At 66.6% G+C, this 25,900-nt stretch carries 21 protein-coding genes and 3 rRNA genes; 13 read left to right on the top strand and 11 right to left on the bottom strand.

Annotation, left to right across the window (positions count from 1 at the left end; all coding sequences use genetic code 11):
* Window positions 1-12: 12 nt before the first annotated feature.
* From YIM_RS10960 to YIM_RS10945, 4 genes are all read right to left on the bottom strand, one after another.
* Window positions 13-645 carry a hypothetical protein gene (locus YIM_RS10960; protein WP_228004668.1) on the bottom strand — a complete coding sequence of 211 codons (633 nt, stop codon included), beginning with the start codon at window positions 643-645 and terminating at the stop codon, window positions 13-15.
* Window positions 646-1,155: 510 nt separating this feature from the next.
* Window positions 1,156-1,272: ribosomal RNA gene (gene rrf, locus YIM_RS10955) — 5S ribosomal RNA — on the bottom strand.
* Window positions 1,273-1,352: 80 nt separating this feature from the next.
* A 23S ribosomal RNA gene (locus tag YIM_RS10950) occupies window positions 1,353-4,472 on the bottom strand.
* Window positions 4,473-4,752: 280 nt separating this feature from the next.
* Window positions 4,753-6,268: ribosomal RNA gene (locus tag YIM_RS10945) — 16S ribosomal RNA — on the bottom strand.
* Together the 16S, 23S and 5S rRNA genes form the textbook arrangement of a ribosomal RNA operon.
* 546 nt (window positions 6,269-6,814) lie before the next feature.
* On the opposite strand from YIM_RS10945, the gene YIM_RS10940 reads away from it, so the two are divergent.
* The 12 genes from YIM_RS10940 to idi all read left to right on the top strand — a co-directional run bounded on the left by YIM_RS10940 (window position 6,815) and on the right by idi (window position 17,775).
* The gene (locus YIM_RS10940) at window positions 6,815-7,603 is read left to right on the top strand and encodes an ABC transporter permease (protein WP_153030250.1); all 789 of its coding nucleotides are present in this window, start codon (window positions 6,815-6,817) and stop codon (window positions 7,601-7,603) included.
* Window positions 7,604-7,607: 4 nt separating this feature from the next.
* Window positions 7,608-8,468 carry an ABC transporter permease gene (locus YIM_RS10935; protein WP_153030249.1) on the top strand — a complete coding sequence of 287 codons (861 nt, stop codon included), beginning with the start codon at window positions 7,608-7,610 and terminating at the stop codon, window positions 8,466-8,468.
* Window positions 8,465-9,736, top strand: coding sequence for an MCE family protein (locus tag YIM_RS10930; protein ID WP_153030248.1), 1,272 nt, complete (start codon window positions 8,465-8,467; stop codon window positions 9,734-9,736). The genes YIM_RS10935 and YIM_RS10930 overlap by 4 nt, the downstream gene beginning before the upstream one ends.
* Window positions 9,733-10,737 (top strand): MCE family protein, encoded by a 1,005-nt coding sequence (locus YIM_RS10925; RefSeq protein WP_153030247.1) that lies wholly within the window; start codon window positions 9,733-9,735, stop codon window positions 10,735-10,737. The genes YIM_RS10930 and YIM_RS10925 overlap by 4 nt, the downstream gene beginning before the upstream one ends.
* Window positions 10,734-11,729, top strand: coding sequence for an MCE family protein (locus YIM_RS10920; protein WP_153030246.1), 996 nt, complete (start codon window positions 10,734-10,736; stop codon window positions 11,727-11,729). The genes YIM_RS10925 and YIM_RS10920 overlap by 4 nt, the downstream gene beginning before the upstream one ends.
* The gene (locus YIM_RS10915) at window positions 11,726-12,826 is read left to right on the top strand and encodes an MCE family protein (protein ID WP_153030245.1); all 1,101 of its coding nucleotides are present in this window, start codon (window positions 11,726-11,728) and stop codon (window positions 12,824-12,826) included. The genes YIM_RS10920 and YIM_RS10915 overlap by 4 nt, the downstream gene beginning before the upstream one ends.
* Window positions 12,823-13,872: an MCE family protein gene (locus tag YIM_RS10910; protein WP_153030244.1), complete on the top strand. Its 1,050-nt coding sequence runs from the start codon at window positions 12,823-12,825 to the stop codon at window positions 13,870-13,872. Before YIM_RS10915 ends, YIM_RS10910 begins: the two co-directional genes overlap by 4 nt.
* Window positions 13,872-15,074, top strand: coding sequence for an MCE family protein (locus YIM_RS10905; protein WP_153030243.1), 1,203 nt, complete (start codon window positions 13,872-13,874; stop codon window positions 15,072-15,074). Before YIM_RS10910 ends, YIM_RS10905 begins: the two co-directional genes overlap by 1 nt.
* Entirely contained in the window at window positions 15,059-15,562 is a 504-nt protein-coding gene (locus tag YIM_RS10900; RefSeq protein ID WP_153030242.1) for a hypothetical protein, read from the top strand. The genes YIM_RS10905 and YIM_RS10900 overlap by 16 nt, the downstream gene beginning before the upstream one ends.
* A gap of 13 nt (window positions 15,563-15,575) precedes the next feature.
* Entirely contained in the window at window positions 15,576-16,271 is a 696-nt protein-coding gene (locus tag YIM_RS10895; protein ID WP_228004667.1) for a hypothetical protein, read from the top strand.
* 47 nt (window positions 16,272-16,318) lie between these two features.
* Window positions 16,319-17,071, top strand: coding sequence for an IclR family transcriptional regulator (locus tag YIM_RS10890; protein WP_153030241.1), 753 nt, complete (start codon window positions 16,319-16,321; stop codon window positions 17,069-17,071).
* 113 nt (window positions 17,072-17,184) lie between these two features.
* Window positions 17,185-17,775: an isopentenyl-diphosphate Delta-isomerase gene (gene idi, locus YIM_RS10885; RefSeq protein WP_153030240.1), complete on the top strand. Its 591-nt coding sequence runs from the start codon at window positions 17,185-17,187 to the stop codon at window positions 17,773-17,775.
* A gap of 35 nt (window positions 17,776-17,810) precedes the next feature.
* Here the strand turns inward: idi and YIM_RS10880 are convergent, their stop codons facing one another.
* The 6 genes from YIM_RS10880 to YIM_RS10855 form a co-directional block, all read right to left on the bottom strand.
* Window positions 17,811-19,418 (bottom strand): cation acetate symporter, encoded by a 1,608-nt coding sequence (locus tag YIM_RS10880; RefSeq protein WP_153030239.1) that lies wholly within the window; start codon window positions 19,416-19,418, stop codon window positions 17,811-17,813.
* Window positions 19,415-19,762, bottom strand: a complete 348-nt coding sequence (locus YIM_RS10875) for a DUF485 domain-containing protein (protein WP_194240116.1) — start codon at window positions 19,760-19,762, stop codon at window positions 19,415-19,417. The genes YIM_RS10880 and YIM_RS10875 overlap by 4 nt, the downstream gene beginning before the upstream one ends.
* A gap of 69 nt (window positions 19,763-19,831) precedes the next feature.
* On the bottom strand, window positions 19,832-21,604 hold the full coding sequence (locus tag YIM_RS10870; protein WP_153030238.1) for a cation acetate symporter: 1,773 nt from the start codon (window positions 21,602-21,604) through the stop codon (window positions 19,832-19,834).
* A gap of 79 nt (window positions 21,605-21,683) precedes the next feature.
* Window positions 21,684-22,031 (bottom strand): hypothetical protein, encoded by a 348-nt coding sequence (locus YIM_RS10865; protein ID WP_153030237.1) that lies wholly within the window; start codon window positions 22,029-22,031, stop codon window positions 21,684-21,686.
* Entirely contained in the window at window positions 22,031-22,813 is a 783-nt protein-coding gene (locus tag YIM_RS10860) for a LytTR family DNA-binding domain-containing protein (protein WP_153030236.1), read from the bottom strand. Before YIM_RS10860 ends, YIM_RS10865 begins: the two co-directional genes overlap by 1 nt.
* On the bottom strand, window positions 22,810-23,850 hold the full coding sequence (locus tag YIM_RS10855; RefSeq protein ID WP_153030235.1) for a sensor histidine kinase: 1,041 nt from the start codon (window positions 23,848-23,850) through the stop codon (window positions 22,810-22,812). The genes YIM_RS10860 and YIM_RS10855 overlap by 4 nt, the downstream gene beginning before the upstream one ends.
* Window positions 23,851-23,987: 137 nt before the next feature.
* Here YIM_RS10855 and YIM_RS10850 point away from each other — a divergent pair, with 137 nt between their 5' ends.
* A complete protein-coding gene (locus YIM_RS10850) occupies window positions 23,988-24,983 on the top strand; it encodes a helix-turn-helix domain-containing protein (protein WP_153030234.1) in 996 nt (331 codons plus the stop codon).
* Here the strand turns inward: YIM_RS10850 and YIM_RS10845 are convergent.
* Window positions 24,980-25,789 carry a nuclease gene (locus YIM_RS10845; protein WP_228004666.1) on the bottom strand — a complete coding sequence of 270 codons (810 nt, stop codon included), beginning with the start codon at window positions 25,787-25,789 and terminating at the stop codon, window positions 24,980-24,982. The two genes, YIM_RS10850 and YIM_RS10845, sit on opposite strands and share 4 nt — an antisense overlap.
* Window positions 25,790-25,900: the final 111 nt, after the last annotated feature.

The raw sequence follows: 25,900 nt of genomic DNA, 5'->3' as shown, positions 1-25,900 counted from the left end.
TTGCGTGGTTGGTTACGGCAGTGACGAGGCCTTGCCGAGGAGCAGCTTGATCGTGTTGTCCGGCCCGGAGACCAGCGAGCTGAGCAACGGGGCGAAAATGGTGCAGTTCTTGAATTCGGGAATGGTGTAGCTGCCGGAGACGGTGCCGCCGTTGAAAATGGTGAAGTCACCCTCGGACTTGAGGTCCATGCCGACCGGGTTCTGCGTCTTGCACTCGTTTCCGACCGGGGTGTAGAAAATGCCGGCCACCCAGATGTCGCTGAGCTGGATGTAGGCGTCGGCGTGAGTGGTGATCACGCCCTGCTTGATCTCGCCGGTGACCGGGCCGGTCGGGATGACGGTGACGGTGGCCTTGACCGGGATGAAGCCGAAGACCTGGAAGGAGGCCTTGGCCGGGGGGATGCTGAGCACGCCGGAGATGTCGCCGCCGCCGGGCTTGGTGGTGACGGTGGTGTCCAGGGTGCCGGGGCCGAGCGCGAGCGGGCTGCCGGTCTTCTTCACCACCGACTCGCCGGTGACCGGGTACCGGACCTTGAGCGTGGCCGCCGACGCGGGGGCCGCGGCCAGCACCCCGGCACTGAAAACAGCGGCCGCCATCGCCATGACCGCGGCGGGTCTGCGCAACCTGGAGAACATTCTGGACATCGCAATTCCTCTGTTCGGGGGTCGGCGGAAGTGCAACTTACTGACGAGTATGCTAGTTCTGCCGAGGCGCGTGATACAACCCACCAAAATTGCGAAGCCCATTCTTTGCTCATATTCAGACAAATGCGTCCCCCGAAATTGTCACGGCGGTTCAACCCGCCGCCACGCGCGTGCCGATCGTGCGCCATCCACCGACGTCGCCAGGGCACCGCGGGCACCTCGCCGATGACGCCGGAGCCACACCGCCGCCCGCCGGCGGGGCTGACCGTGTCGGGCACCCAGCCTCCGGGTAGCCAGGAAGAGCGACCTCAGATCAGCACCAGACCAGGCGGCCCAAAGAAGCGTGCCCGAACCGCCCTCTGCCCCCCCCGGGCATACGGACGAAGGTGGCCCGGGGCAGGCCACAAGGGCGCGGCCCGGGGCCATCACCCGTTTCTTGGGCATGAAAAAAGAGCGTGGCTCCGGACCCTCATCAGGTCCAGAGCCACGCTCTGTCTATCACTAAGTTAAGTTCGGCGGCGTCCTACTCTCCCACACCCCTTCGAGTGCAGTACCATCGGCGCTGGCAGGCTTAGCTTCCGGGTTCGGAATGGGACCGGGCGTTTCCCCACCGCTATAACCACCGAAACACTACGAAACACCATGCTGGCATTACATCAGCTCTGGTGTGGTGTTTCAGAGCCGTAGAGTGGATGCGAAGCGTCTTTGTAGGCAAGTCCTCGGCCTATTAGTACCAGTCAACTCCACACATTACTGCGCTTCCATTTCTGGCCTATCAACCCAATCGTCTCTTGGGGGCCTTAACCCACAAAGGGGTGGGATACCTCATCTAGGAACAGGCTTCCCGCTTAGATGCCTTCAGCGGTTATCCCTTCCGAACGTAGCTAACCAGCCATGCCACTGGCGTGACAACTGGCATACCAGAGGTTCGTCCGTCCCGGTCCTCTCGTACTAGGGACAGCCTTCCGCAAGTATCCTACGCGCGCGGCGGATAGGGACCGAACTGTCTCACGACGTTCTAAACCCAGCTCGCGTGCCGCTTTAATGGGCGAACAGCCCAACCCTTGGGACCTACTCCGGCCCCAGGATGCGACGAGCCGACATCGAGGTGCCAAACCATGCCGTCGATATGGACTCTTGGGCAAGATCAGCCTGTTATCCCCGGGGTACCTTTTATCCGTTGAGCGACACCCCTTCCACCAGGTGGTGCCGGATCACTAGTCCCGACTTTCGTCCCTGCTCGACCTGTCAGTCTCACAGTCAAGCTCCCTTGTGCACTTACACTCAACACCTGATTGCCAACCAGGCTGAGGGAACCTTTGGGCGCCTCCGTTACTCTTTGGGAGGCAACCGCCCCAGTTAAACTACCCATCAGGCACTGTCCCTCACCCAGATCATGGGCGTAGGTTCAGATTCCCAATCCGGCCAGAGTGGTATTTCAACAACGACTCCACACCCACTAGCGTGAGCGCTTCACAGTCTCCCACCTATCCTACACAAACCGAACCGAAAACCAATACCAAACTATAGTAAAGGTCCCGGGGTCTTTCCGTCCTGCCGCGCGTAACGAGCATCTTTACTCGTAATGCAATTTCGCCGGGCCTGTGGTTGAGACAGCCGGAAAGTCGTTACGCCATTCGTGCAGGTCGGAACTTACCCGACAAGGAATTTCGCTACCTTAGGATGGTTATAGTTACCACCGCCGTTTACTGGCGCTTAAATTCTCAGCTTCACCCCCCGAAAGGAGTTAACCGGTCCTCTTAACGTTCCAGCACCGGGCAGGCGTCAGTCCGTATACATCGAATTACTTCTTCGCACGGACCTGTGTTTTTAGTAAACAGTCGCTTTCCGCTGGTCTCTGCGGCCACCCACCCCTAGCCCGCAAGGGACTTCAGGATGTTTGGCCCCCCTTCTCCCGAAGTTACGGGGGCATTTTGCCGAGTTCCTTAACCACAGTTCACCCGATCGCCTTAGTATTCTCTACCTGACCACCTGTGTTGGTTTGGGGTACGGGCCGTGCACGCACTCGCTAGAGGCTTTTCTCGGCAGCATAGGATCACTCTACTTCACCTCAATCGGCTACGCATCACGTCTCACCCTCATGAAGTGCGGATTTACCTACACTTCGGGCTACACGCTTACACCAGTACTACCATTCACTGGCGGAGCTACCTTCCTGCGTCACCCCATCACTTGACTACTACAGAATCAGGCCCCACGCTCCACAACAGACCTTTGTCCGAAGACTCCAGCCTGCGCTTTGGGTGGTTAGTATCAACTGCCTCATCAGGGACGCACGTGCTCGGGTACGGGAATATCAACCCGTTGTCCATCGACTACGCCTGTCGGCCTCGCCTTAGGTCCCGACTTACCCTGGGCGGATTAGCCTGGCCCAGGAACCCTTGGTCATCCGGCGGCAGAGTTTCTCACTCTGCATTCGCTACTCATGCCTGCATTCTCACTCCCACACCCTCCACCGCTGGTTCACACCGCGGCTTCCCTGGATGCAGGACGCTCCCCTACCCATCCATACCACTAGACAAGAACCCGAAGGCTCAAGCCGATGTATCGCATGAATGACACAGCTTCGGCGGTGTGCTTAAGCCCCGCTACATTGTCGGCGCAGGACCACTTGACCAGTGAGCTATTACGCACTCTTTCAAGGGTGGCTGCTTCTAAGCCAACCTCCTGGTTGTCTGGGCAATCCCACATCCTTTCCCACTGAGCACACACTTAGGGGCCTTAGCTGGTGTTCTGGGCTGTTTCCCTCTCGACGACGAAGCTTATCCCCCGCCGTCTCACTGCCGCACTCTCACCCACCCGTATTCGGAGTTTGGTTGACTTCGGTAACCCGGTAAGGCCCCTAGGCCATCCAGTAGCTCTACCCCGGATGGGAAACATACGACGCTGCACCTAAATGCATTTCGGGGAGAACCAGCTATCACGGAGTTTGATTGGCCTTTCACCCCTACCCACAGCTCATCCCCTCAGTTTTCAACCTAAGTGGGTTCGGGCCTCCACACCGTCTTACCGGCGCTTCACCCTGGCCATGGGTAGATCACTCCGCTTCGGGTCTAGACCACGCGACTCACACGCCCTATTCAGACTCGCTTTCGCTACGGCTACCCCACACGGGTTAACCTCGCCACGCAGCACTAACTCGCAGGCTCATTCTTCAAAAGGCACGCCATCACCCAACAAGTAGGCTCTGACGGCTTGTAAGCACACGGTTTCAGGTACTCTTTCACTCCCCTCCCGGGGTACTTTTCATCTTTCCCTCACGGTACTAGTCCGCTATCGGTCATCAGGAAGTATTTAGGCTTACCGGGTGGTCCCGGCAGATTCACAGCAAATTCCACGAGCTCGCTGCTACTCGGGAACACCAAACAAACACGCAACCACAGTTTTCGCGTACGGGACTCTCACCCACTCCGGTCCACCATCCCAGGTGATTCCACTAACCATAGCGCGCATCCGGGAGACTGTCAGATCTCCCACGCTGGGTCCCACAACACCGCACACACAACGCCTGACAGCTTGACATGCGCACGGTTTAGCCTCATCCGCTTTCGCTCGCCACTACTCACGGAATCACGGTTGTTTTCTCTTCCTACGGGTACTGAGATGTTTCACTTCCCCGCGTTCCCTCCACACACCCTATATATTCAGGTGCGGGTAACACCACATCACTGGTGCTGGGTTTCCCCATTCGGACACCCTCGGATCTCAGCTCGGTTGACAGCTCCCCGAGGCTTATCGCAGCCTCCCACGTCCTTCATCGGCTCCTGATGCCTAGACATCCACCATGTGCTCTTAACAACTTGACCACAAAGATGCTCGCATCCACTCTACAGTTCTCAAACACCACACCAGAAACAACACCAGCGTGCTGCCTCAGGACCCAACAGCGTGCCAATGAACACCGAAACCAACCACCCCAACCACACTTTCCACGCCGCAAGCAGCAGTACTCATGCAGCCAGCAAGAAGCCGGCACCGACATAAACCAGTAGTTCCACAATTCCTTGAGCAACCACAACAGACACACATTCGGCATCTAGGCTGTGGCCACTCCCAACCCGCAGGCTGGGATGTGTTGCTCCTTAGAAAGGAGGTGATCCAGCCGCACCTTCCGGTACGGCTACCTTGTTACGACTTCGTCCCAATCGCCAGTCCCACCTTCGACCACTCCCTCCCCGAAGGGTTGGGCCATGGGCTTCGGGTGTTACCGACTTTCATGACGTGACGGGCGGTGTGTACAAGGCCCGGGAACGTATTCACCGCAGCGTTGCTGATCTGCGATTACTAGCGACTCCGACTTCACGCAGTCGAGTTGCAGACTGCGATCCGAACTGAGACCGGCTTTAAGGGATTCGCTCCACCTCACGGTATCGCAGCCCTCTGTACCAGCCATTGTAGCATGTGTGAAGCCCTGGACATAAGGGGCATGATGACTTGACGTCATCCCCACCTTCCTCCGAGTTGACCCCGGCAGTCTCCCACGAGTCCCCGGCCGAACCGCTGGCAACATAGGATAAGGGTTGCGCTCGTTGCGGGACTTAACCCAACATCTCACGACACGAGCTGACGACAGCCATGCACCACCTGTACACCAACCACAAGGGAAGCCCTATCTCTAGGGATGTCTGGCGCATGTCAAGCCCAGGTAAGGTTCTTCGCGTTGCATCGAATTAATCCACATGCTCCGCCGCTTGTGCGGGCCCCCGTCAATTCCTTTGAGTTTTAGCCTTGCGGCCGTACTCCCCAGGCGGGGCGCTTAATGCGTTAGCTACGGCACGGACAACGTGGATGTCGCCCACACCTAGCGCCCAACGTTTACAGCGTGGACTACCAGGGTATCTAATCCTGTTCGCTCCCCACGCTTTCGCTCCTCAGCGTCAGTATCGGCCCAGAGACCCGCCTTCGCCACCGGTGTTCCTCCTGATATCTGCGCATTTCACCGCTACACCAGGAATTCCAGTCTCCCCTACCGAACTCAAGTCTGCCCGTATCGACCGCAAGCTGAAGGTTAAGCCTCCAGTTTTCACGGCCGACGCGACAAACCGCCTACGAGCTCTTTACGCCCAATAATTCCGGACAACGCTCGCACCCTACGTATTACCGCGGCTGCTGGCACGTAGTTAGCCGGTGCTTCTTCTACAGGTACCGTCAGTCACCCTTCGTCCCTGTCGAAAGAGGTTTACAACCCGAAGGCCGTCATCCCTCACGCGGCGTCGCTGCATCAGGCTTGCGCCCATTGTGCAATATTCCCCACTGCTGCCTCCCGTAGGAGTCTGGGCCGTGTCTCAGTCCCAGTGTGGCCGGTCGCCCTCTCAGGCCGGCTACCCGTCGTCGCCTTGGTAGGCCATCACCCCACCAACAAGCTGATAGGCCGCGGGCTCATCCTGTACCGCCGGAGCTTTCCACCACACACCATGCGATGCGCAGTCCTATCCGGTATTAGACCCCGTTTCCAGGGCTTATCCCAAAGTACAGGGCAGATTGCCCACGTGTTACTCACCCGTTCGCCACTAATCCACCCCGAAGGGCTTCATCGTTCGACTTGCATGTGTTAAGCACGCCGCCAGCGTTCGTCCTGAGCCAGGATCAAACTCTCCAACAATGAATTTGATCTAGACTATTTCTAGCATTCTCAAAGGAAACCCCGACGAGGGGGTTTCATATAAGCTCTACTGGCTTAGTTCACTAGCACACTGTTGAGTTCTCAAGCAACACACGAAGTTTTGTTTCTCGCTGTCCGCCCGGTCTCCCTGGCGACGAAGAGAACATTACATGCCGCCGAACAGGCCCCGAAAAGGGGGGTCCCTTAAGGCGATCTTCCCAGTTGGGAGGCGGTGCGGGCAGGGCACACCGGCCGCCGAGACCCCCGGGAGACACCCGGAGCCCCACCCGAGAACGCCCGGGAACACCCGAGCGCGCCCTTGGGCGGCCCCTCCAGGATGCCCCCGCACTGCTCCGTTTGCCACCCCGAGCCGGGACTTGCTCACTTTCGGACAACTCCGCCGACACGGATTTATCACTGGGGCACAAGGAAAAACGCCTTGTCAGGACCGTAATGAGCCGATCTTGCGGATCGCTTGTCGACCGCCGGGCCCGTAGTTAGCGTACTGGTCAGTAACCCTGGTCACAGCAGCCGAAAGGTGCCGGAATGAGCACGAAGACCCGCTCGTTTCCCGGCGCGGGCGCGGTGCGCGAGACCGGCAGGCTGTACGCACTCGGCCTGGACGTGGCCCGCAGCATCTTCCGGCGGCCGTTCCAGTTCCGCGAGCTGGTGCAGCAGTTCTGGTTCATCGCCAGCGTCTCCATCCTGCCCACCGCGCTGGTCTCCATCCCGTTCGGCGCGGTCATCGCCCTGCACCTCGGCTCGCTGACCACGCAGATCGGCGCGTCGTCGTTCACCGGCGCGGCCAGCGTGCTGGCGATCATCCAGCAGGCCAGCCCGGTGGTCACCGCACTGCTGATCGCCGGCGCCGGTGGTTCGGCCATGTGCGCCGACCTGGGCTCGCGCACCATCCGCGAGGAGATCGACGCGATGGAGGTGCTCGGCGTCTCCCCGGTGCAGCGGCTGATCGTGCCCCGCGTGCTCGCCGCGATGGCGGTGGCGGTGTTCCTCAACGGCCTGGTCAGCGTGGTCGGCGTGCTCGGCGGTTACGTGTTCAACGTGCTCATGCAGGACGGCACGCCCGGTGCCTACCTGGCCAGCTTCTCCGCCCTCGCCCAGCTCCCCGACCTGTGGATCAGCGAGATCAAGGCACTGCTGTTCGGGTTCGTGGCCGGCATCGTGGCCGCCTACCGCGGGCTCAACCCCAAGGCCGGGCCGAAGGGCGTCGGCGACGCGGTGAACCAGTCGGTGGTCATCACCTTCCTGCTGCTGTTCCTGATGAACCTGGTGCTCAGCTCGCTGTACCTGCAGCTGGTGCCGCCGAAGGGGATGTGACCTGGTGACCGAGACGACGTTCCCGCCGGACAACCGGGTCCGGCGCGCCGGGCGCGCGATCGACCGCCGCTTCGGCTTCCTGGACACCCTGGGCGACCAGGTGCTCTTCTACCTCAAGGCGCTGGCCTGGACCCCGCGGGCGATCTTCCGCTACGGCAAGGAGATCATCCGCCTGCTCGCCGAGGTCAGCTTCGGCAGCGGGGCGCTGGCGGTGATCGGGGGCACCATCGGCGTGATGGTGGGGATGACCGTGTTCACCGGCGCGGTGGTCGGCATCCAGGGCTACTCCGCGCTCAACCAGGTGGGCACCTCCGCCTTCGCCGGGTTCATCTCCGCCTACTTCAACACCCGCGAGATCGCGCCGCTGGTGGCGGGCATCGCGCTCTCGGCGACGGTCGGCTGCGGGTTCACCGCGCAGCTCGGCGCGATGCGGATCTCCGAGGAGATCGACGCGCTCGAGGTGATGGGCGTGCCGAGCATCCCGTACCTGGTGGCCACCCGGATCGTCGCCGGTTTCCTGGCGATCATCCCGCTCTACGCGATCGGCCTGCTCACCTCGTACGTGGCCTCGCGGCAGGTGACGATCTGGTTCTTCGGGCAGTCGGCGGGCACCTACGACCACTACTTCCAGCTCTTCCTACCCCCGATCGACGTGCTCTGGTCGTTCCTCAAGGTGCTGGTGTTCAGCGTCATCGTGGTGCTCTCGCACTGCTACTACGGCTACCGCGCCAGCGGCGGCCCGGCCGGGGTCGGCGTGGCCGTCGGCCGCGGGGTGCGCACCGCGATCGTCGCGGTGAGCCTGCTCGACTTCTTCCTCAGCCTCGCCATCTGGGGCGCCACCACGACGGTGAAGGTGGCCGGATGAGGAAGGAACGCAGGCAGAAGTACGTCCGGCGCACGGCCGGGGTCTTTTTCCTGGCCGCCATGCTCGCGTTCGTCTCGCTGTCGATCGCCATCTACCGCAAGGAGTTCGTGTCCTCGGTGTCGGTCACCCTGAAGACCGACCGGGTGGGCAACCAGCTCCACGTCGCCTCGGAGGTCAAGGCGCGCGGGGTGGTCGTCGGCGAGGTGCGTGAGATCCGGTCCAGTGCGAGCGGAGCGGAGATAACGCTCGCACTGGACCCGGACAAGTCGGCGAAGCTGCCGAAGAACGTCTCCGCGCTGCTCATCCCGAAGACCCTGTTCGGCGAGCGGTACGTGCAGCTGTCCATTCCCGAACCGCGCGGGCCGCAGCTCACCGACGGCGACGTGATCAGCCAGGACCGCTCGGCGAACGCGATCGAACTGGAGAAGGTCTACGACGACCTGCTGCCGGTGCTCAAGGCGGTGCAGCCGCAGAAGCTGTCCACCACGCTGACCGCGGTGTCCACCGCGCTGCGCGACCGCGGTGAGCAGCTCGGCGACACGCTGGTCACCGCGGCCGACTACCTGGAGCGGTTCAACCCGAGCCTGCCGGAGCTGAACGAGAACATCCGCGACCTGGCCGGGGTCAGCCAGCTCTACGGCGACATCGCGCCCGACCTGCTCGACTCGCTCACCGACAGCGCGGTGACCCTGCAGACGGTCGCGGAGAAGAAGCAGGACCTCGGCTCGCTCTACGGCCAGGTCACCGACTCCTCGCAGGACGTGACCACGTTCCTGCGGAACAACAAGGAAAACATCATCCGGCTCGCCGTCGACAGCCGCGAGTCGCTCGAACTCGCCGCGAAGTACTCCCCCAGCTTCCCGTGCACGCTCAAGGCGATGACCGACCTCAAGCCGGCCATGGACAAGGCGCTCGGTGCCGGGACGGACCAGCCCGGCCTGCACGTGAACGCGACGGTCACCGGCCACCGCGGCCCGTACCTGCCGGGCGCCGACGATCCCGCCTACACCGCCGGCGGCGGCCCGAAGTGCTACCCGAGCGGGGTGGCGCCGACGGCCGGGACCACCGCGGCGCCGACCGGCAGCCAGGCGCACCCGCTGCTGCCCGGTGGCAGCGGCGAGCTCGGCCTGCCGAACTCGCCGCAGGAACGGGAACTGATCTCGACGCTGGTGGCACCGGAGATCGGCGTCGCGCCCGGTGAGGTGGCGCCGTGGAGCAGCGTGCTGGTCGGCCCGCTCTACCGGGGCACGGAGGTGAGCATCCGATGAGGAACTTCGGCGCGCCGCTGGTCAAGGGCCTGCTGTTCATCCTGGTGACCACGCTGGCCACCACCCTGCTCGCGTTGTCCATCGCCAACACCGGCGTTGGTGATGGCGACCACTACAGCGCGCGGTTCACCGACGTGACCGCGCTCAACACCGGCGACGACGTCCGGATCTCCGGCGTGCGGGTGGGCCAGGTCGAGGAACTGAAGGTGGTCGACCAGCACATCGCGCAGGTGAAGTTCTCCGTGGACCGCGGTCGCAGGTTGCCGTCGGACCTGCGCGCCACCATCAAGTACCGCAACATGGTCGGCCAGCGCTACATCGCGCTCGAACGCGGGAAGCTGCCCGGTGCCGAGCCGATGGTGCCCGGTGACGAGATCCCGCTGGAGCGCACCACCCCGGCGCTGGACCTGACCGACCTGTTCAACGGGTTCAAGCCGCTGTTCCAGGCGCTGTCGCCGACCGACGTGAACCAGCTTTCCGGTGAGATCGTGCAGGTGCTCCAGGGCGAGGGCAGCACGGTGGAGAGCCTGCTCATGCACACCGGCGCGCTGACCACCACGCTGGCGGGCCGCGACCAGGTGATCGGGCAGGTGATCACCAACCTGAACTCGGTGCTCAAGACGATCAACAGCAAGGGCGACCGGCTCTCCGAGGTGGTCGGCACGCTGCAGCAGCTGGTTTCCGGGCTGGCCGAGGACCGGACCGCGATCGGGGAGGCGGTGCAGGGCGTCGCGGACCTGTCCGACGCCACCGCCGGGCTGTTCGAGGTGGCCAGGCCGCCGCTGAAGGAGACCATCGCCGAACTCGGCAACGTCTCCGGAAACCTCGCCGCGCAGGAGGACGACCTGGACCAGTTCTTCGAGCTGCTGCCGAAGAAGCTCGACGCGGTCGGCCGCATCGGCACCTACGGCTCGTGGCTCAACTTCTACCTCTGCGAGGCGGTGCTGACCACGGAACAGCCGATCGTCGTCCAGCCGGGCGGAGCGAGGTGCCAGTCATGACCTCCTTCCGCGAGCGCAACCCGTTCACCATCGGCATCGCCGGTTCGCTGGCGATCGCCGCGATCACCGCGGCCACCTTCTACTACGAGGAACTGCCGATCGTCGGCGGCGGCACCACCTACCAGGCCGAGTTCGGCGAGGCCGCCGGGCTGCAGGAGAACGACGAGGTGCGGGTGGCTGGCATCAAGGTCGGTGAGGTCACCGACGTGGGCCTGGCCGAGGACCACGTGGTGGTCAGCTTCCGGGTGGAGGACACCTGGATCGGCAACCAGACCTCGGCCGGGATCAAGATCAAGACCCTGCTCGGCCGGAAGTTCCTCTCGCTCTACCCGATCGGCGACGGCGAGCAGGACCCGGAGACGCCGATCGGCCGCGACCGCACGGTGACGCCGTACGACGTGACCGACGCGTTCAACGGGCTGGCGAACACCGTCGACGCGATCGACACGAACCAGCTGGCGACCAGCTTCCGCACCCTGTCGGACACCTTCAAGGACTCCCCCGCCCACGTCCGGACCGCGCTCGACGGGCTCACGTCGCTGTCGAAGACGGTGTCGTCGCGGGACGAGGAACTGGCCGAGCTGCTGCGCAACGCGCGTTCGGTGGCGAACTCGCTGGCCGAGTCCGGTGAGGAGTTCCAGACCCTGATCGACGACGGCAACCTGCTGCTCGCCGAACTCGACAACCGCCGCGAGTCGATCCACCAGCTGCTGGTGGGCGCGCGGGAACTCGGGAAGCAGCTCTCCGGGCTGGTCAAGGACAACCAGCAGCAGCTGTCGGGCGTGCTGGAGAAGCTGGACAAGGTGACCGGGGTGCTGCAGCGGCACACCGAGAACATCGACGCCAGCCTGAAGCTCGCCGGTCCCTACTTCCGGATGGTGAACAACACCATGGGCAACGGCCGCTGGGTGGACAACTACGTCTGCGGGCTGGTCCCGGACAACCGCGACCCGTGCATTCCGCCGCTGCCGGTGGACGGGGGCGGGAAATGACCAGCACGAGAGCCGGCCTGCGGGCCACCAGGATCGCCACCGTGCTGATCGTGGCCGCACTGGTGGTGGCCGGCGGGTTGTGGTGGATCTTCTCCGGGGACGGCAGCAAGCGGATCACCGCGCTCTTCCCGCGCGCGGTCGGCGTCTACACCGGCTCCGACGTGCGCCTGCTGGGTGTCCGGATCGGCCAGGTGGAGACGGTGACCCCGGTCGGCGAGCACGTCGAGGTCACGCTCAGCGTGGACGGGCAGGCGCCGGTGGCGGCGGCGACCAAGGCGCTGGTGGTGGCGCCGAGCGTGGTCTCCGACCGGTACGTGCAGTTCTCCGCGGTGGCGCGCAGGGGCGAGCCGCGGCTGACCGACGGCACGGTGATCGGGGTCGAGCGGACCGGCACCCCGGTGGAGCTGGACGAGCTGTACGCCAGCCTGAACGACCTGGCCACCTCGCTCGGGCCGAAGGGCGCGAACTCCGACGGCGCGTTGTCGCAGCTGCTCGAAACGGGAGCGGCGAACCTGGACGGCAACGGCAAGGCGATCAACGAGAACATCCGCAACTTCGCCGATCTGGCGCGCACGCTGTCCGACTCGAAGGACGACCTGTTCGGCACGCTGGACGAGCTGGGCAAGTTCACCGACATGCTGGCGGCCAACGACAACGACGTGGAGACGGTGAACAACCAGCTCGCCAAGGTGTGGCAGACGCTATCGGCCGATCGCGAGGAACTCTCCGGCGCGCTCACCTCGCTGGGCTCGGCGCTCGGTGAGGTGCAGGCCTTCATCCGCGACAACCGCGCCGCCATCAAGTCCAATGTGGACAAGCTGAGCCAGACCACGCAGGTGCTGGTGGACCAGCGGGCGTCGCTGGCCGAAACGCTGGACACGCTGCCGCTGGCGGCGAGCAACGTGCTCGGCGCCTTCGACCCGGAGACGGGCACGCTGCAGGGCCGGGCGAACCTGCTCGAGTTCCTGCCCACGTTCCAGGTACCGGTGCCGCCGGGCATGGAGGCGCTGCCCGACGGGGCGCCGATGCCGGACGCGGCGCCGAGCCTGCCGCTGCCCCCGTCCGGTCCGGTCTACGTGCCAGGAGGTGCGGGATGAGGCGGCGATGGCTGGGTGCCGTCCTGGCGACCTGCCTGCTCACCACGGCGTGCTCGGGTGACGGTTTCAAGGGTGTCTACGACCTGCCGCTGCCCGGTGGCGCCGATCTGGGTGACCACCCGTACCGGGTCACCGTGCAGTTCGCCGACGTGCTGGATCTGGTGCCGCAGGCCGCGGTGAAGGTGAACGACGTGCCGGTCGGGCGGGTGGAAACGATCCGGCTCGGTGAGGACGGCTGGACCGCCGAGGCGGTGGTCGCGGTGAACGGTGACGTGACCCTGCCCGGCAACAGCCTGGCCCGGCTGCGCCAGTCGAGCCTGCTCGGGGAGAAGTTCGTCGAGCTGGCGGTGCCGGAGCAGTCCGAGGGCCAACTGGCCGACGGCGCGGTGATCGGGGTCGACCGGACCAACCGGAACCCCGAGTTCGAAGAGGTCTTCGGCGCGCTGTCCCTGCTGCTCAACGGTGGCGGGATCAGCCAGCTCCAGACCATCAACCAGGAACTGACCAAGGTGCTCGACGGCAACGAGCCGGAGATCAGGAACTTCCTGTCCACAGTGGACGAGCTGGTGACCAATCTGGACGCGCACTCCGGGGACATCACCGCCGCGCTGGACGGGCTGAACCAGCTCTCGGCCACGCTGGCCGACCGCGACGAGCAGATCGACGGCGCGCTGTCGAACCTGACGCCGGGCCTGGCCACCCTCGCCGAGCAGCGGAAGTCGCTGGTCACCATGCTGCGCTCGCTCGACGAGCTGTCCACCGTGGCGATCGACACGATCAACCGCAGCAAGGAGGACATGGTCGCCGACCTGCGCGCGCTGGCGCCGATCCTGGAGCAGCTCGCCGACGCCGGCCAGGACCTGCCGAACTCGCTGGAGATCCTGCCGACCTTCCCGTTCACCGATCCGGTGCTCGAAGCGGTCAAGGGCGACTACATGAACATCTTCGTCACGATGGCGCCCGGCGAAGGCGTGGAACTGCCGCCGGACCGCCCGGTGCTGCCGCTGCCCCCGAGCGGGGACGTCAAGTCGCTCGGAGGCAACTGATGCTGACCACCAGGGTCCGGGTGCAGGTGCTGGCGTTCGTGGTGGTGGCGCTGTCCGCGGTCGCCTTCATCGGCGGCAAGTACGCCGGGCTGGGCCAGCTCTTCGGCGGCAGCGGGTACGTGGTGTCGCTGCGGCTCGCCGACGGCGGCGGGGTGTTCACCAACGGCGAGGTGACCTATCGCGGGGTGGCCGTCGGCCGGGTCGGCGAACTGCGGCTGACCGACGAGGGCATGGAGGTCGACCTGCGCATCGACGGGTCCGCGCCACCGATCCCGGTGAACTCGGCGGCCGTGGTGAGCAACCGGTCGGCGGTCGGCGAGCAGTACGTCGACCTGCAACCGCGCACCGGGGACGGGCCGTACCTCGAGGAGGGGTCGTCGATCCCGATGGAGTCGACGAAGGTGCCGCTGCCGGTGCAGGACCTGCTGGGCAACCTCAGTTCGCTCAACGCCTCGGTGCCAACGGACGCGCTGCGCACGGTGGTCGACGAGTTCTACGACGCCTTCCACGGCGCCGGGCCGGACCTGCAGGTGCTGCTGGATTCCTCGACGGAGTTCACCAACACCGCCGCCGCGCACCTGCCGCAGACGCAGGCGCTGATCACCGACGGCACCACCGTGCTCCAGACGCAGCTCGACTCGACGGACGCGTGGAAGTCGTTCTCCGGCAACGCCAAGCTGTTCGCCGCCGAGCTGGCCAGCGCCGACGGTGACCTGCGCGGGCTGATCAGCACCGCGCCGCAGGCGGCCACGCAGATCAGCGGGCTGCTGGAGGACACCGATCCGTCGCTGTCCATCCTGCTGGCGAACCTGCTGACCACCACGGACCTGTTCGCCACCAGGACCGCGGGCATGGAGGACCTGTTCGCCACCATTCCCAAGGCGGTGGCGGCGACCTCGACCTCGATCGATCTGCAGGGCGCCGACCTGTCGATCGTGACGAGGTTCATCGACCCGCCGCCGTGCACACAGGGCTACGAGAGCACGCAGCGGCGGACACCGCTGGAACTCGCCCCGCTGCCGACGAACACCGAAGCCGCCTGCACGCTGCCGAAGGGGTCGGAGAGTTCGGTGCGCGGTTCGCAGAACGCGCCGAAGGGCGGGGTGCCGCCGATCGCGATCCCGGGGTCGGGCGTGCTGGGCCTGCCCTCGTTGCCGCAGGTTTCCACCGACATGAAGGGACTGCTGTGGCTGCCAAACTGAAGCTCGCGATCGGCGGGCTGGTGGCCGCGGGCGTGTTCGCCGGGGCGTCTGGCTATCTGTGGGTGAGCGCCGCGGTGGACGACGACCTGTCCTACGCCCAGTCCCGCGACGACGCGCTCGCCGCGGGCCGCGAGCAGATCGCCGAGTTGAACAGCCTGGACCACCACCGCGTCGACGAGGGCATCGCCCGCTGGCTGGAGGTGTCCACCGGCAAGCTGCACGACGAACTGGCGCGCACCGACGACGCCACGAAGAAGTCGCTGCGCGAGGGCGGGACCGTGGCCACCGGCAAGGTGCTGGACGCGGCGGTGAACTCGCTCGACGACCACACGGGCACGGCGCGGCTGCTGGCGTCGGTGGAGATCACCGTGGCGAAGGAGGGCGCGGCGACCTCGACCAAGCGGAACCGGTTCTCCGCGCAGCTGACCAGGACCGAGAGCGGCTGGAAGGTCAGCGCCATGGACCAGGTGCCCATCGGTGCCGGCTGAGGAGGAACGCGAGATGACCACCACCGAAGCCGAGCCGGACGCGGACGCGGACGCCGACAACGCTGGCGACGGGACCACCGGCGAGGCCAAGGCGGCCACGAGGACCGCTGACGAGACCGCCGAGGCCGACGCTGAGGCGGCAGAGGCGACCAGCGAGGAGACCGCGGCGGGGGCGACCGGTGAGTCTGCCGAAGCCACGGAGGTGGCGCCATCGCGGCTGCCGGTCTACCTGACCGTGGTGGCGATCGTGCTGGCGTTGCTCGGTGGCTGGTTCACCTGGCAGGCGGTGTCGTTGCGCACGGCGGATTCGGCGTCGAACGCCGCACTGGTCGACACCGGCGCGACGGCCGAGGTGAACTCGGCGGTCACCACCTCGCTCAACCGGATCTTCTCCTACTCCTACGACAAGACCGAGGTGACCGAGAAGGCCGCCGCCACCGCGTTGCGCGGGAAGGCCCTGGAGACCTACAACCAGCTCTTCGGCCAGGTGCGCGCGCTGGCGCCGCAGCAGAAGCTGGTGCTCACCACGCGGGTGGTCAGCTCGGCGGTGCAGTCGCTCTCCGGCGACCGCGCGCGGCTGCTGGTGTTCCTCGACCAGTCCGCCACCAGGGCCGACAACAACTCCACCAGCGCCGCCGCGTCCCAGCTGTCGATCACCGCCGAGAAGCAGGACGGCAACTGGGTGATCGTGGAACTGGAGCCTCGCTGACCACCAGGTGGTACGGTCGCGCCGCGTGATGGATGAGCGGAGGCGGCATGGACGGTGACGAAGGCGGAGTGCGCAGTGTGCTGCGTGCGATCGACCTGATCGGCCTGTTCACCGAGCACCGCCGGATGTGGAGCATTCGCGAGCTGACCGAGGCGAGCGGGCTGGCCAAAACAACGGTCATCCGCCTGGTCACCACCTGTGAGCAGCGTGGCCTGTTGTGGACGCGCGAGGACGGCCAGGTCACCATCGGCCCGGGACTGCTGCGGTGGGCCAAGCTCGGGCACGCCGCCTGGCAGCTGTCCGAGCCGGTCCGCCAGGTGATGCGCGAGCTGGCCACGCAGTGCGGCGAGACGGTCAACATCTACGTCCGCAGCAGCACCGCCCGCGTCTGCGTCGCGCAGCACGAAGGGCCGCAGCACATCCGCCACGTGGTCCGCGTCGGCGACGAACTGCCGCTGTGGGCGGGGGCGGCGGCCAAGGTGCTGCTGATCGGCGCTGAGTCCACTGTGGTCGATCGCGTGGCCGCGCTTTCCCCGCACGGCAAGGAGTTCGCCGACGAACTGCGCAAGCAGGCGGGCCTGGCGGCGGTGGACGGGCATGCGGTCAGCCACGGCGAGCGCGAACTGGGCGCCTCCGGCATCGCCGCGCCGGTGGTCGACCGCGAGGGCCGCATCATCGCCGCGCTGGCGCTCGGCGGGCCGACCACGCGCTTCACCGACGAGCGGGTCGCCGACTTCGTCACCGCGGTGGTCACTTCGGCGCAGTGGATCTCGCGGCTCGGCCTGGACCCGGCGCTGTGACCACCCCAGCGTGACCGGGCGTTGGGACTACCAGGTGACCACCATCGCGACGCTGGGTGATTCGGCTTTCCGAGCTTGGTGCGTGCCGCCGTTCGCCGATTAGTGTCTAACGCATGACTGAGCAGGTGGTTCTCCTCGACGAGCAGGGACACGCGATCGGCGTCGCCGACAAGGCCGGCGTGCACCACGCCGAAACCCCGTTGCACCTGGCTTTTTCCGCCTACGCCTTCAACGAGCGCGGCCAGTTCCTGCTGACCAGGCGGGCGCTGGGCAAGCGGACCTTTCCCGGGGTGTGGACGAACAGCTGCTGCGGCCATCCCGCGCCGGGTGAGGACATGAGCGACGGCATCGTGCGGCGGCTGGCCCAGGAACTCGGTCTGACCAGCACCGGTATCGAGCTGGTGCTGCCGGAGTTCCAGTACCGCGCGGAGATGGACGGCGTGGTGGAGAACGAGAAGTGCCCGGTCTGGCGGGTCGAGGTGACCGGCGAGCCCGAGCCGGACCCGGCCGAGGTCGACGCCTACCGCTGGGTCGAGTGGGACCAGGTGGTCGGGGAGATCGAGGACGGCAGCCAGCCGATTTCACCGTGGTGCCGCAAGCAGCTGGCCGCGCTGCGTGAGCTGGGCCCGAATCCGCGCGATTGGCCGTCCGCCGAGCACGACCGCCTGCCGCCCGCCGCATTCGTGAGTGCGCAGGGCCGTTGACCGACCCTGCGCACTCACAACCCCGGGGGTGGGGTTCAGTGGGAAATGGCCTTCTCCGAGCCCGCTCCGGTGAGGGAACGGACCTCCATCTCCGCGTACTTTTCTTCGTTGTGGTCCTTCGACAGGACCGTGCCGAGCCAGCCGAGGAAGAACGACACCGGAATCGACACCAGACCGGGGTTCTGCAACGGGAACCAGTGGAAGTCCACACCCTTGATCATCGAGGTGGACAGGCCCGACACCGCGGGCGAGAAGATGATCAGCACCACGGTGACGCCGAGGCCGCCGTAGATCGACCACAACGCGCCGGAGGTGTTGAACCGCTTCCAGAACAGCGAATACAAGATCGTCGGCAGGTTCGCCGATGCCGCCACCGCGAAGGCCAGCGCGACGAGAAACGCGACGTTCTGGTCCTTCGCCAAGATCCCGCCGACAATCGCGACCGCGCCGATCACCAGTGCGGTGATCCGGGCGACCCGGACCTCGGCGTTGCTGTCGGAGACCTTGCCCTTCTTGATCACGTTGGCGTACACGTCGTGCGCGAACGACGCCGACGCGGTGATCGTCAACCCGGCAACCACCGCCAGGATCGTCGCGAACGCCACCGCCGCGATGAAGCCCAGCAGGATCGGACCGCCGAGAGCCTGCGCGAGTAGCGGTGCGGCCGAGTTTTCCTTACCTGGAGCCTTGTTGATCGCGTCCTTGCCCACGATCGCACCGGCGCCGTAACCGAGCACCAGGGTGAACAGGTAGAACAGCCCGATCAGGCCGATCGCCCACACCACCGACTTCCGCGCGTCCTTCGCCGTGGGCACGGTGTAGAAGCGCATCAGCACGTGCGGCAGACCGGCGGTGCCGAGCACCAGCGCGATGCCCAGCGACAGGAAGTCGATCTTGGAGGTCTCGGAGACGCCGTACTTGGCGCCCGGGTTCAGCACGGCCTCACCGGCCGAACCGACGCGGTCGACCGCGCTGCCGAGCAGTTCCGACAGGTTGAAGCCGTAGCGCGCGAGCACCCAGACGGTCATCGCGAACGCACCGGTGATCAGCAACGCGGCCTTGATGATCTGCACCCAGGTGGTGCCCTTCATGCCGCCGACCAGCACGTAGATGATCATCACGACACCGACCACGGAGATCACCACGGCCTGGCCGACCCCGGACGAGATGCCCAGCAGCAGCGAGACCAGGATGCCCGCGCCCGCCATCTGCGCCAGCAGGTAGAAAAAGCTCACCGCCAGCGTCGAAGTCGCGGCGGCCGCACGCACCGGACGCTGCTTCATCCGGAACGCCAGCACGTCGCCCATGGTGAACTTGCCGGTGTTGCGCAGCAGTTCCGCCACCAGCAGCAAAGCCACCAACCAGGCGACGAGGAATCCAATGGAGTAAAGGAATCCGTCGTATCCGTAGACCGCGATCGCACCCGCGATCCCGAGGAACGACGCCGCCGACAGATAGTCACCGGCGATCGCGATGCCGTTCTGCGGACCGGAGAACGCGCGACCCGCGGCGTAGTAGTCCGACGCGGTCTTCGTGTTCCGCGACGCCCGGAACACGATCACCAGCGTCACCAGGACGAACGCGCCGAAGATGCTGATGTTCAGGATCGGGTTCGAACCCTGGACAGCCTGTGCGAGGTTCATTTGCCGTCCCCCTCGATGTCTTCGCGGATCTTGTCGGAGATGGGGTCGAGATGGCGATTCGCGTGGCGCACATACAACCCCGTGATCACGAAGGTCGAGACGAACTGGAGCAGGCCGAGTACCAGGCCGACGTTGATGTTGCCGACCAGCTTGGTGGACATGAACCCGTGCGCGTAGTCCGCCAGCACCACGTAGAGCAGGTACCAGCCGAGGAACAACACGGTCATCGGGAAGACGAAGGTTCGCAACCGCCGGCGCAGTTGCTGGAACTCCGGGCCGGACTGGATCGTTTTCCAGTCCACGTCCTCGCCTGGTGGCCCTACGGCGGGTTCAGAGATGCTCACGTCGACCTCCACGTCGAGGGGGGTGTGTGCGGCGACACACTAGGGAGGCGGGCGCGCGGCGCGTAAGGATCAGCGGACGAATCGACGGGCCATGCGACGAACGGTTGACGAACGACCGTTGGTCCGCGATGAGTGGCCTGGATCACGGCCTTGCAACAGCCGCTGGTTCAGGTACGGGCTGCGTCCCTCACCGAGGTGGAGGCGCAGCATCGCGTCACGTGACCAGGCCGGCGGACGGCCGCGCAACGACACCAGGACCATGGTGGCGAAGGCGAGCGGCACCGACCACGGTGCGGGCTGCGCCACCAGAATAGCCTGCCAGCCCGTCAAAGCTGGGCCGAAAAGCGTAGTGGCGATCGCGCCTGCCGAAGCGGTCAGGCCGACCACCACCCCGCTGATCGCGCCGGCGGTGGTCAACCGGGGCCACCAGATTCCCAGTACCAGCAAGGGACAGAAGGTGGACGCGGCCACGGTGAAGCCCCAGGTGACCAGGACGCCCGCGTCCAGGCGGACCGCGGGCAGCGCCAGCAGCACCACCGCGGCGGCCGCGCCGAGCACGGTGAACCGCATCTGCCGCAGGCCGCCTTCGAGCAGGTCGTGCGAGATCGCCCCGGCCACCGCGAGCAGCAAACCCAGTGAGGTGGCGAGGAAAGCGGCGAACGCACCGGCGGTCAGCAGCACGGTGAACACCGATCCGGCCGGGCCGGGGTCGACCACCGACGGCAGTGCGACCACCGCGGTGTCGGTGGCGTCGGACAGGTAGAGGTGCGGTACCAGCACCGTGCCGAGCGCGCCGTAGATGCCGGGGAACAGGTAGAAGGCGCTGAGCAGCAACACCGTCAGCGCGGCGGTTTTCCTGGCCGCGCGGCCGTCGATGCTGGTGTGGAAGCGCATCAGCACGTGTGGCAGGCCCATCGTGCCGAGCATGGTGGCGATCAGCACCGCCCAGGTGCTCAGCACCGGATAGCCCGCGTTCTGGAGGTCCAATGTGGGCAAATCCCAACCCGGACCACCTGGTGCGTGGTTGTCCACCGATGGCGCCGGTGCGCCGGCCGGGAACACGATCGTCCGGCCCGCCTGGATCTCCTGCCTGCCAACGGGGATCAGCTCGGTGGTGCCGTCCGGCGCGCGCACCTCGGTCGGCTCCCGGAAGTCCAAAGTGGCCCCGACGCGGAATTCGATGGTGGTGTCATGGGTGAAGTGGGTGAACTCCTGCGGGTTCACCGCCTGCGCCCGCACGTCCGGGCCGACCTGGAAGACCAGCCAGGCGGCGGGGATCAGGAAGAGCGCCAGTTTCAGGAAGAACTGGAACGCCTGCACGTAGGTCGCCGCGCGCATGCCGCCCAGCGACAACGTGGTCGCCGCGGCGACGCCGGCGATCACCACGCCCACCCAGTAGGGCGTGCCGCCGACCGCGCCGAGCACCAGGCCCGCGGTCCGGAACTGCGGCACCAGGTAGAGCCCGCCGATCACCAGCACCACCACCGCCGCGATCCGGCGCAGCACCGGGGAAGCGAGCCGCGCCTCGGCGAAGTCCGGCACGGTCAGCGCGCCGGACCGGCGCATCGGGGCGGCGACCAGCACCAGCATCGCCACGTACCCGGCGGCGAAGCCGACGGGGTACCAGAGCGAGCCGATGCCGTCCTTGACCACCAGCCCGGCCACCCCGAGGAACGACGCGGCGGACAGGTACTCCCCGGACACCGCGGCTGAATTGAGCAAGGGCGAAACCCGGCGGGAGGCGACCAGGAAGTCGGAGGTGGTCCGCATCGCGGCCACCGCCCGCAACCCGACGAGAATGGTCACCAGCACCACCGGCGCCACCGCCAGCGCCGCGATCATTCGCGGCTCTTCAATTGCCCGGCCCACCGCGGCCGCCAGCAGGCAAGCGGGTACAAGCACCCCACCTCGAGCACAGCGGTCATTCGCGGTCCTCCGCGTGCTCGGCCCGGCGCAGTTGCCAGCGGGCGAGCACCACCAGCACCGGGTACGGCAGCACCGCGACCGCCAGCCACGGCAGCGGAATGGTGAACAACCGCACCTCACCCAGTTGCGGCAGCAGGGAAAGCACCAGCGGCAAACCGAGCAGGAAGGCGAACAGCAGCACCAGCGCGGTCACCGCCATCCGCCGCTGCGCGCGGTAGATCCGCATAGCGCGACCGGCGTCCGCGGCCTCCAGTTTCGCCACCGGCGAGCGCGTGCGAGCGCGACGGCGTGAATGCGCCAGTCGCGTCTGCGGGCTGGTGACCGCCACCCGCTTGGTGCGCACTACGCTCCCCGCTCCGGCCGGTCCAGTTCACCGCGATGGGCCGCGCTCAGCAGTTGCTCGCGCAGTTCACGCGCGTGCCGACGGCTCACCGGCACATCGCCGAGATCGGTGTGCGCCAGCAACCCGCCCGCGGAGTCGCTGCGCAACTCCCGGACCGCCGACAGCGCCACCAGGAAGCTCCGGTGCGCACGCACAAAACCCGCGCCACCCCAGTACTCCTCCATGCGCGAGATGGGAATGCGCACCAGGTGCACCCCGGACGGCGTGTGCAGGCGGACGTAGTCACCGTGAGCCTCGACGAACTGGACCTCGCTGCGGCGCACATACCTGGTGCGCCCGCCGACCTCGACCGGCAGCGCTGCCATCGCGTCGGTCTGGCGTGCGGCCGGTTCGGCACCGCCACCGCCGCCCGCCATCTTCACCACGCGCGCCAGCGTCGCCGAAAGCCGTTCCGCGCGAACAGGTTTGAGCAGGTAGTCGACCGCGCCGATGCCGTACGCGGCGACCGCGTGACCCTCGTGCGCGGTGACAAAAACGATCACCGGCGGCTCGCTCAGCTTGGCCAGCAGACCGGCCATCTCCAGCCCGTCCAGCCCCGGCATGGAGATGTCCAGGAACACCGCGTCGAACGGCTCGCTCTGGATCATCCGCAGCGCGGTCACCGCGTCCGGCGCGCCGCTGACCGCGGCGACCTCCGGCGCCTCCTCCAGCAGACGGCACAGCTCGGCCAGCGCCGGCGGCACGTCGTCCACGGCGAGCACGCGCAGCCCCTCGGACTTCACGGCATCACCCCCGGCTGGAACCGCGGCACCCGCAGCACCACGCGCGTCCCGGCGTCCTTCGCGGTCTCCACCACCAGGCCGTACCAGGGGCCGTAGACGCTGCGCAGGCGTTTGTCCACATTGGCGAGTCCGAGGCTGTCCGGCTCGCCCTGCCCGGCGAGAATGGCCTCGGCCTTTTCCGGGTCCATGCCGACCCCGTCGTCCTCCACGCTGATCACACAGTCCGTCCCCTCGGCCACGCCGGAAACGTGCACCACTCCCTTGCCCGGCGACGGCTCGATCCCGTGCCGGACGGCGTTCTCCACCACCGGCTGCAGCACCAGGTACGGCACCGCCACCGCGAGCACCTCCGGCGAGACCCGCACCTGCACGGTCAGCCGCTCCCCCAGCACCGCGCGCTGCAGCGCCAGATAGGTCTCGATGGCGTGGAACTCGTCGGCGAGCGTCGTGTACTCGCCGTGCCTGGCCAGGCTGTACCGGATGTAGTCGGCGAAGTCGAGCATCAGTTCACGCGAGCGGTCCGGTTCCGACCGGACGAGTGAAGCGATCACGGTGAGTGCGTTGTAGACAAAGTGCGGGGAGATCTCGGCCCGCAGCGCCCGCAGCTCGGCGCGGGCGGCGTTCTCGGCGGAGGCCTCCAGCCTGCCGCGTTCCAGCGCGTCGGCCACCCAGCCGGTCACCTCGCGCACCGCGGCCCGGTCCGGCCTGCCGCAGACGACCAGCACCCCGGCCAGGTCGTCGCGGGCGTAGAGCGGCTGGGCCTGCGCCGGCGGGCGGCCGCTGGCCGTCTCGGTGTGCAGCACGTTGTGCACCAGCGCGCCGGCGTCCACCCCGGCCGGTGGGTGCCCGGCCCAGACCACGGTGCCGGACAGGTCGGCCAGCCCGATGGCGTCGGCGTCGAGCAGCCTGCGGATGCCGCGGGCGGCGTTGCGCACCCCGCGCCCGCCGAGCCCGCCCTTCAGCTCCGCGGCGATCTGCCGGGCGGCGTGCAACACCTCCGCCGGCTCCGCCCTGGGCAGCGCGCGCAGCCCCGGCATGCGTGCTCCCCTCTCCGTCGAAGTGGCTAGATGGTAGCCGTAAGCCCGCAGTGAGCGCGTGACAGCGCGCTGCCAGAGGACGCCCGTACAACTCTGCTGGAACGTTCGAAATTCACGCACAGGGGTGGGGGCACCCGATGTTGAAGATCCATTTCAGTCCGGACGACCTGACCAGGGTCAAGCTGCTCGACAGCCCGGACCCGCTCTGGGAGACCGTGCTCAGCCTGCACCAGCTCCAGGAGCGCAACCCCGACCTGCTGTTCACCGGCTGGCGTCGTCGCACGCGCGAGCGGATCGGCCGCTCGCACCGGTACCTGGCCACGCTCGCTCCCCCGGTCGGTTACACCGCCGACTTCCTCACCCCGGGAGCGGGTTTCGGCGAGCTGGAGGCCGGGATCGAGGAGTTGCTGCACACGCCGGTGAAGCTGCTGGCCGAGGACACCGAGCTGCTCGCCGCCTCCCGGCCGATGCCGTCGTGGAGCGCCGACCTGGCCGCGGGCAGGCCCGCCGCGCGTCGTCAGCTCGGCGAGGCCGTGCGGGAGTACTTCGCGGAGACGCTGGCGCCGCACTGGTCCTCGATCACCTCCAGCGTGCGCGGTGACGCCGCCGAGCGCGGCCGCACCCTGCTGCGGGGCGGGGTGGAACGGCTGCTGTCCACACTGCACCCGGCCGCCCGGTGGCGGGCGCCGGTGCTGGAGGTGGACTACCCGGTCGACCAGGAACTGCACCTCGGCGGGCGCGGACTGGTGCTGGCGCCGTCCTTCTTCTGCTGGCGGGCGCCGGTCACGCTGCGCAACCCGGACCTGCCGCCGACGCTGGTCTACCCGGTGGCGCGGCAGCTGGGCTGGGACTCGCCGCCGAGCAGCCGGTCGCTGGACAACCTGCTCGGCCGCACGCGGGCCTCCGTGCTCGCGGCGATCCGCACCGCGCCCGGGGTGAGCACCACGGAACTGGCGAAAAAACTGGCCATCTCGGCGGCGGGCGCCAGCCAGCACGCCACCGTCCTGCGTCAGGCGGCCCTGGTGGAAACCCGCCGCGAAGGCGGCACCGCCCGGCACTCGGTCACCACCCTGGGCAGCGCCCTGCTGGAGTCGTCCCTCTCGGTCTCCGACCTGACTCCTTGCCGGGTTTAGGCCTCGAGGAACACTATGCGTTCCGGGTCGATGGTGAGGCGCAGTTGCTGGCGCTTCACCTCGACCAGGGTGGCCAGTTCGGTGGCCTGGCCTTCCGGTGTGGTGAACAGGCGGTCGTTCCGGGTGTCCAGGTAGCGCCCGAACTCCGCCAGCGAGACCCCGCCGGTTTCGTCCAGTGCGAGGTAGTCGACCAAGCGCCGGAACAGTTTGGGCAGCAGGACCACCTGTTCCTGCAACTGCTTCCGCGAGGTCAACCGGAAACCGGCGGTGGAGACGTCGTGCTCCCAGATCCCGGCGCTCTCCTTGCGCGCGGCGGTGGCGGCGTCCGCGAGCGCCTGCCGCAGGTCGAGGTAGAGCAGTGAGTAGAACGTCGGGAACGCGTGCCCGGCCGTGAGCAGTTCGAAATTCGCCGAATTCGCCACTCCCTTCGCGTCCAGGTGCACCTGGCTGCCGTCCTTCGCCCGGCCGCGGAGACCGCGGAATGCGAATGAGACCGGGCGCCCGTACTTGTCGGCGAACCGGGTCAGGATGTGTCCCGGCACGCTTTCCGGACTCGCCGAGGTGACCGTTCCGTCCTCTTCCCTTTCCACCGATCTGAACCCCAATTGGCGCAACAGGGCGTCGGCCGCCTCTCTGGCCAGTCCCGGGTGCTGGTGCCACATCCCTCCTCCCGGCGCCTGGCTCTGGTAATGCGTTTCCAGCGCGTCGATGCCTTCGAGCCGCAACTGCGCCCCACCGCGCGAGTTCAACCGCACCCGAAGTCCCGCCTTGACGAAGGCGTCCACATCGGTTGGGTAAAACCGCACCGAATCACCGTCGGGCGATGCTCCGACGATCTGAAAGGTTCCTTTGATCAAAGTCAGCGTCATGTGGCCATGCTAAGTAGCCAAGGTCGCATTTTCGCCGTCATCAGCCGA

It is taken from the genome of Amycolatopsis sp. YIM 10, assembly GCF_009429145.1.
Classification (GTDB): domain Bacteria; phylum Actinomycetota; class Actinomycetes; order Mycobacteriales; family Pseudonocardiaceae; genus Amycolatopsis.
Note: the sequence above shows the minus strand (reverse complement) of the source record. Positions and strands in the feature narration are given on the sequence as shown.

Bases quoted from the DNA above. Each gene is read 5' to 3' on its own strand.
- YIM_RS10960 (WP_228004668.1), bottom strand. From the start codon at position 645: ATGTCCAGAATGTTCTCCAGGTTGCGCAGACCCGCCGCGGTCATGGCG.
- YIM_RS10940 (WP_153030250.1), top strand. From the start codon at position 6,815: ATGAGCACGAAGACCCGCTCGTTTCCCGGCGCGGGCGCGGTGCGCGAG.
- YIM_RS10930 (WP_153030248.1), top strand. From the start codon at position 8,465: ATGAGGAAGGAACGCAGGCAGAAGTACGTCCGGCGCACGGCCGGGGTC.
- YIM_RS10925 (WP_153030247.1), top strand. From the start codon at position 9,733: ATGAGGAACTTCGGCGCGCCGCTGGTCAAGGGCCTGCTGTTCATCCTG.
- YIM_RS10920 (WP_153030246.1), top strand. From the start codon at position 10,734: ATGACCTCCTTCCGCGAGCGCAACCCGTTCACCATCGGCATCGCCGGT.
- YIM_RS10915 (WP_153030245.1), top strand. From the start codon at position 11,726: ATGACCAGCACGAGAGCCGGCCTGCGGGCCACCAGGATCGCCACCGTG.
- YIM_RS10910 (WP_153030244.1), top strand. From the start codon at position 12,823: ATGAGGCGGCGATGGCTGGGTGCCGTCCTGGCGACCTGCCTGCTCACC.
- YIM_RS10905 (WP_153030243.1), top strand. From the start codon at position 13,872: ATGCTGACCACCAGGGTCCGGGTGCAGGTGCTGGCGTTCGTGGTGGTG.
- YIM_RS10895 (WP_228004667.1), top strand. From the start codon at position 15,576: ATGACCACCACCGAAGCCGAGCCGGACGCGGACGCGGACGCCGACAAC.
- YIM_RS10890 (WP_153030241.1), top strand. From the start codon at position 16,319: ATGGACGGTGACGAAGGCGGAGTGCGCAGTGTGCTGCGTGCGATCGAC.
- idi (WP_153030240.1), top strand. From the start codon at position 17,185: ATGACTGAGCAGGTGGTTCTCCTCGACGAGCAGGGACACGCGATCGGC.
- YIM_RS10880 (WP_153030239.1), bottom strand. From the start codon at position 19,418: ATGAACCTCGCACAGGCTGTCCAGGGTTCGAACCCGATCCTGAACATC.
- YIM_RS10870 (WP_153030238.1), bottom strand. From the start codon at position 21,604: ATGATCGCGGCGCTGGCGGTGGCGCCGGTGGTGCTGGTGACCATTCTC.
- YIM_RS10855 (WP_153030235.1), bottom strand. From the start codon at position 23,850: ATGCCGGGGCTGCGCGCGCTGCCCAGGGCGGAGCCGGCGGAGGTGTTG.
- YIM_RS10850 (WP_153030234.1), top strand. From the start codon at position 23,988: ATGTTGAAGATCCATTTCAGTCCGGACGACCTGACCAGGGTCAAGCTG.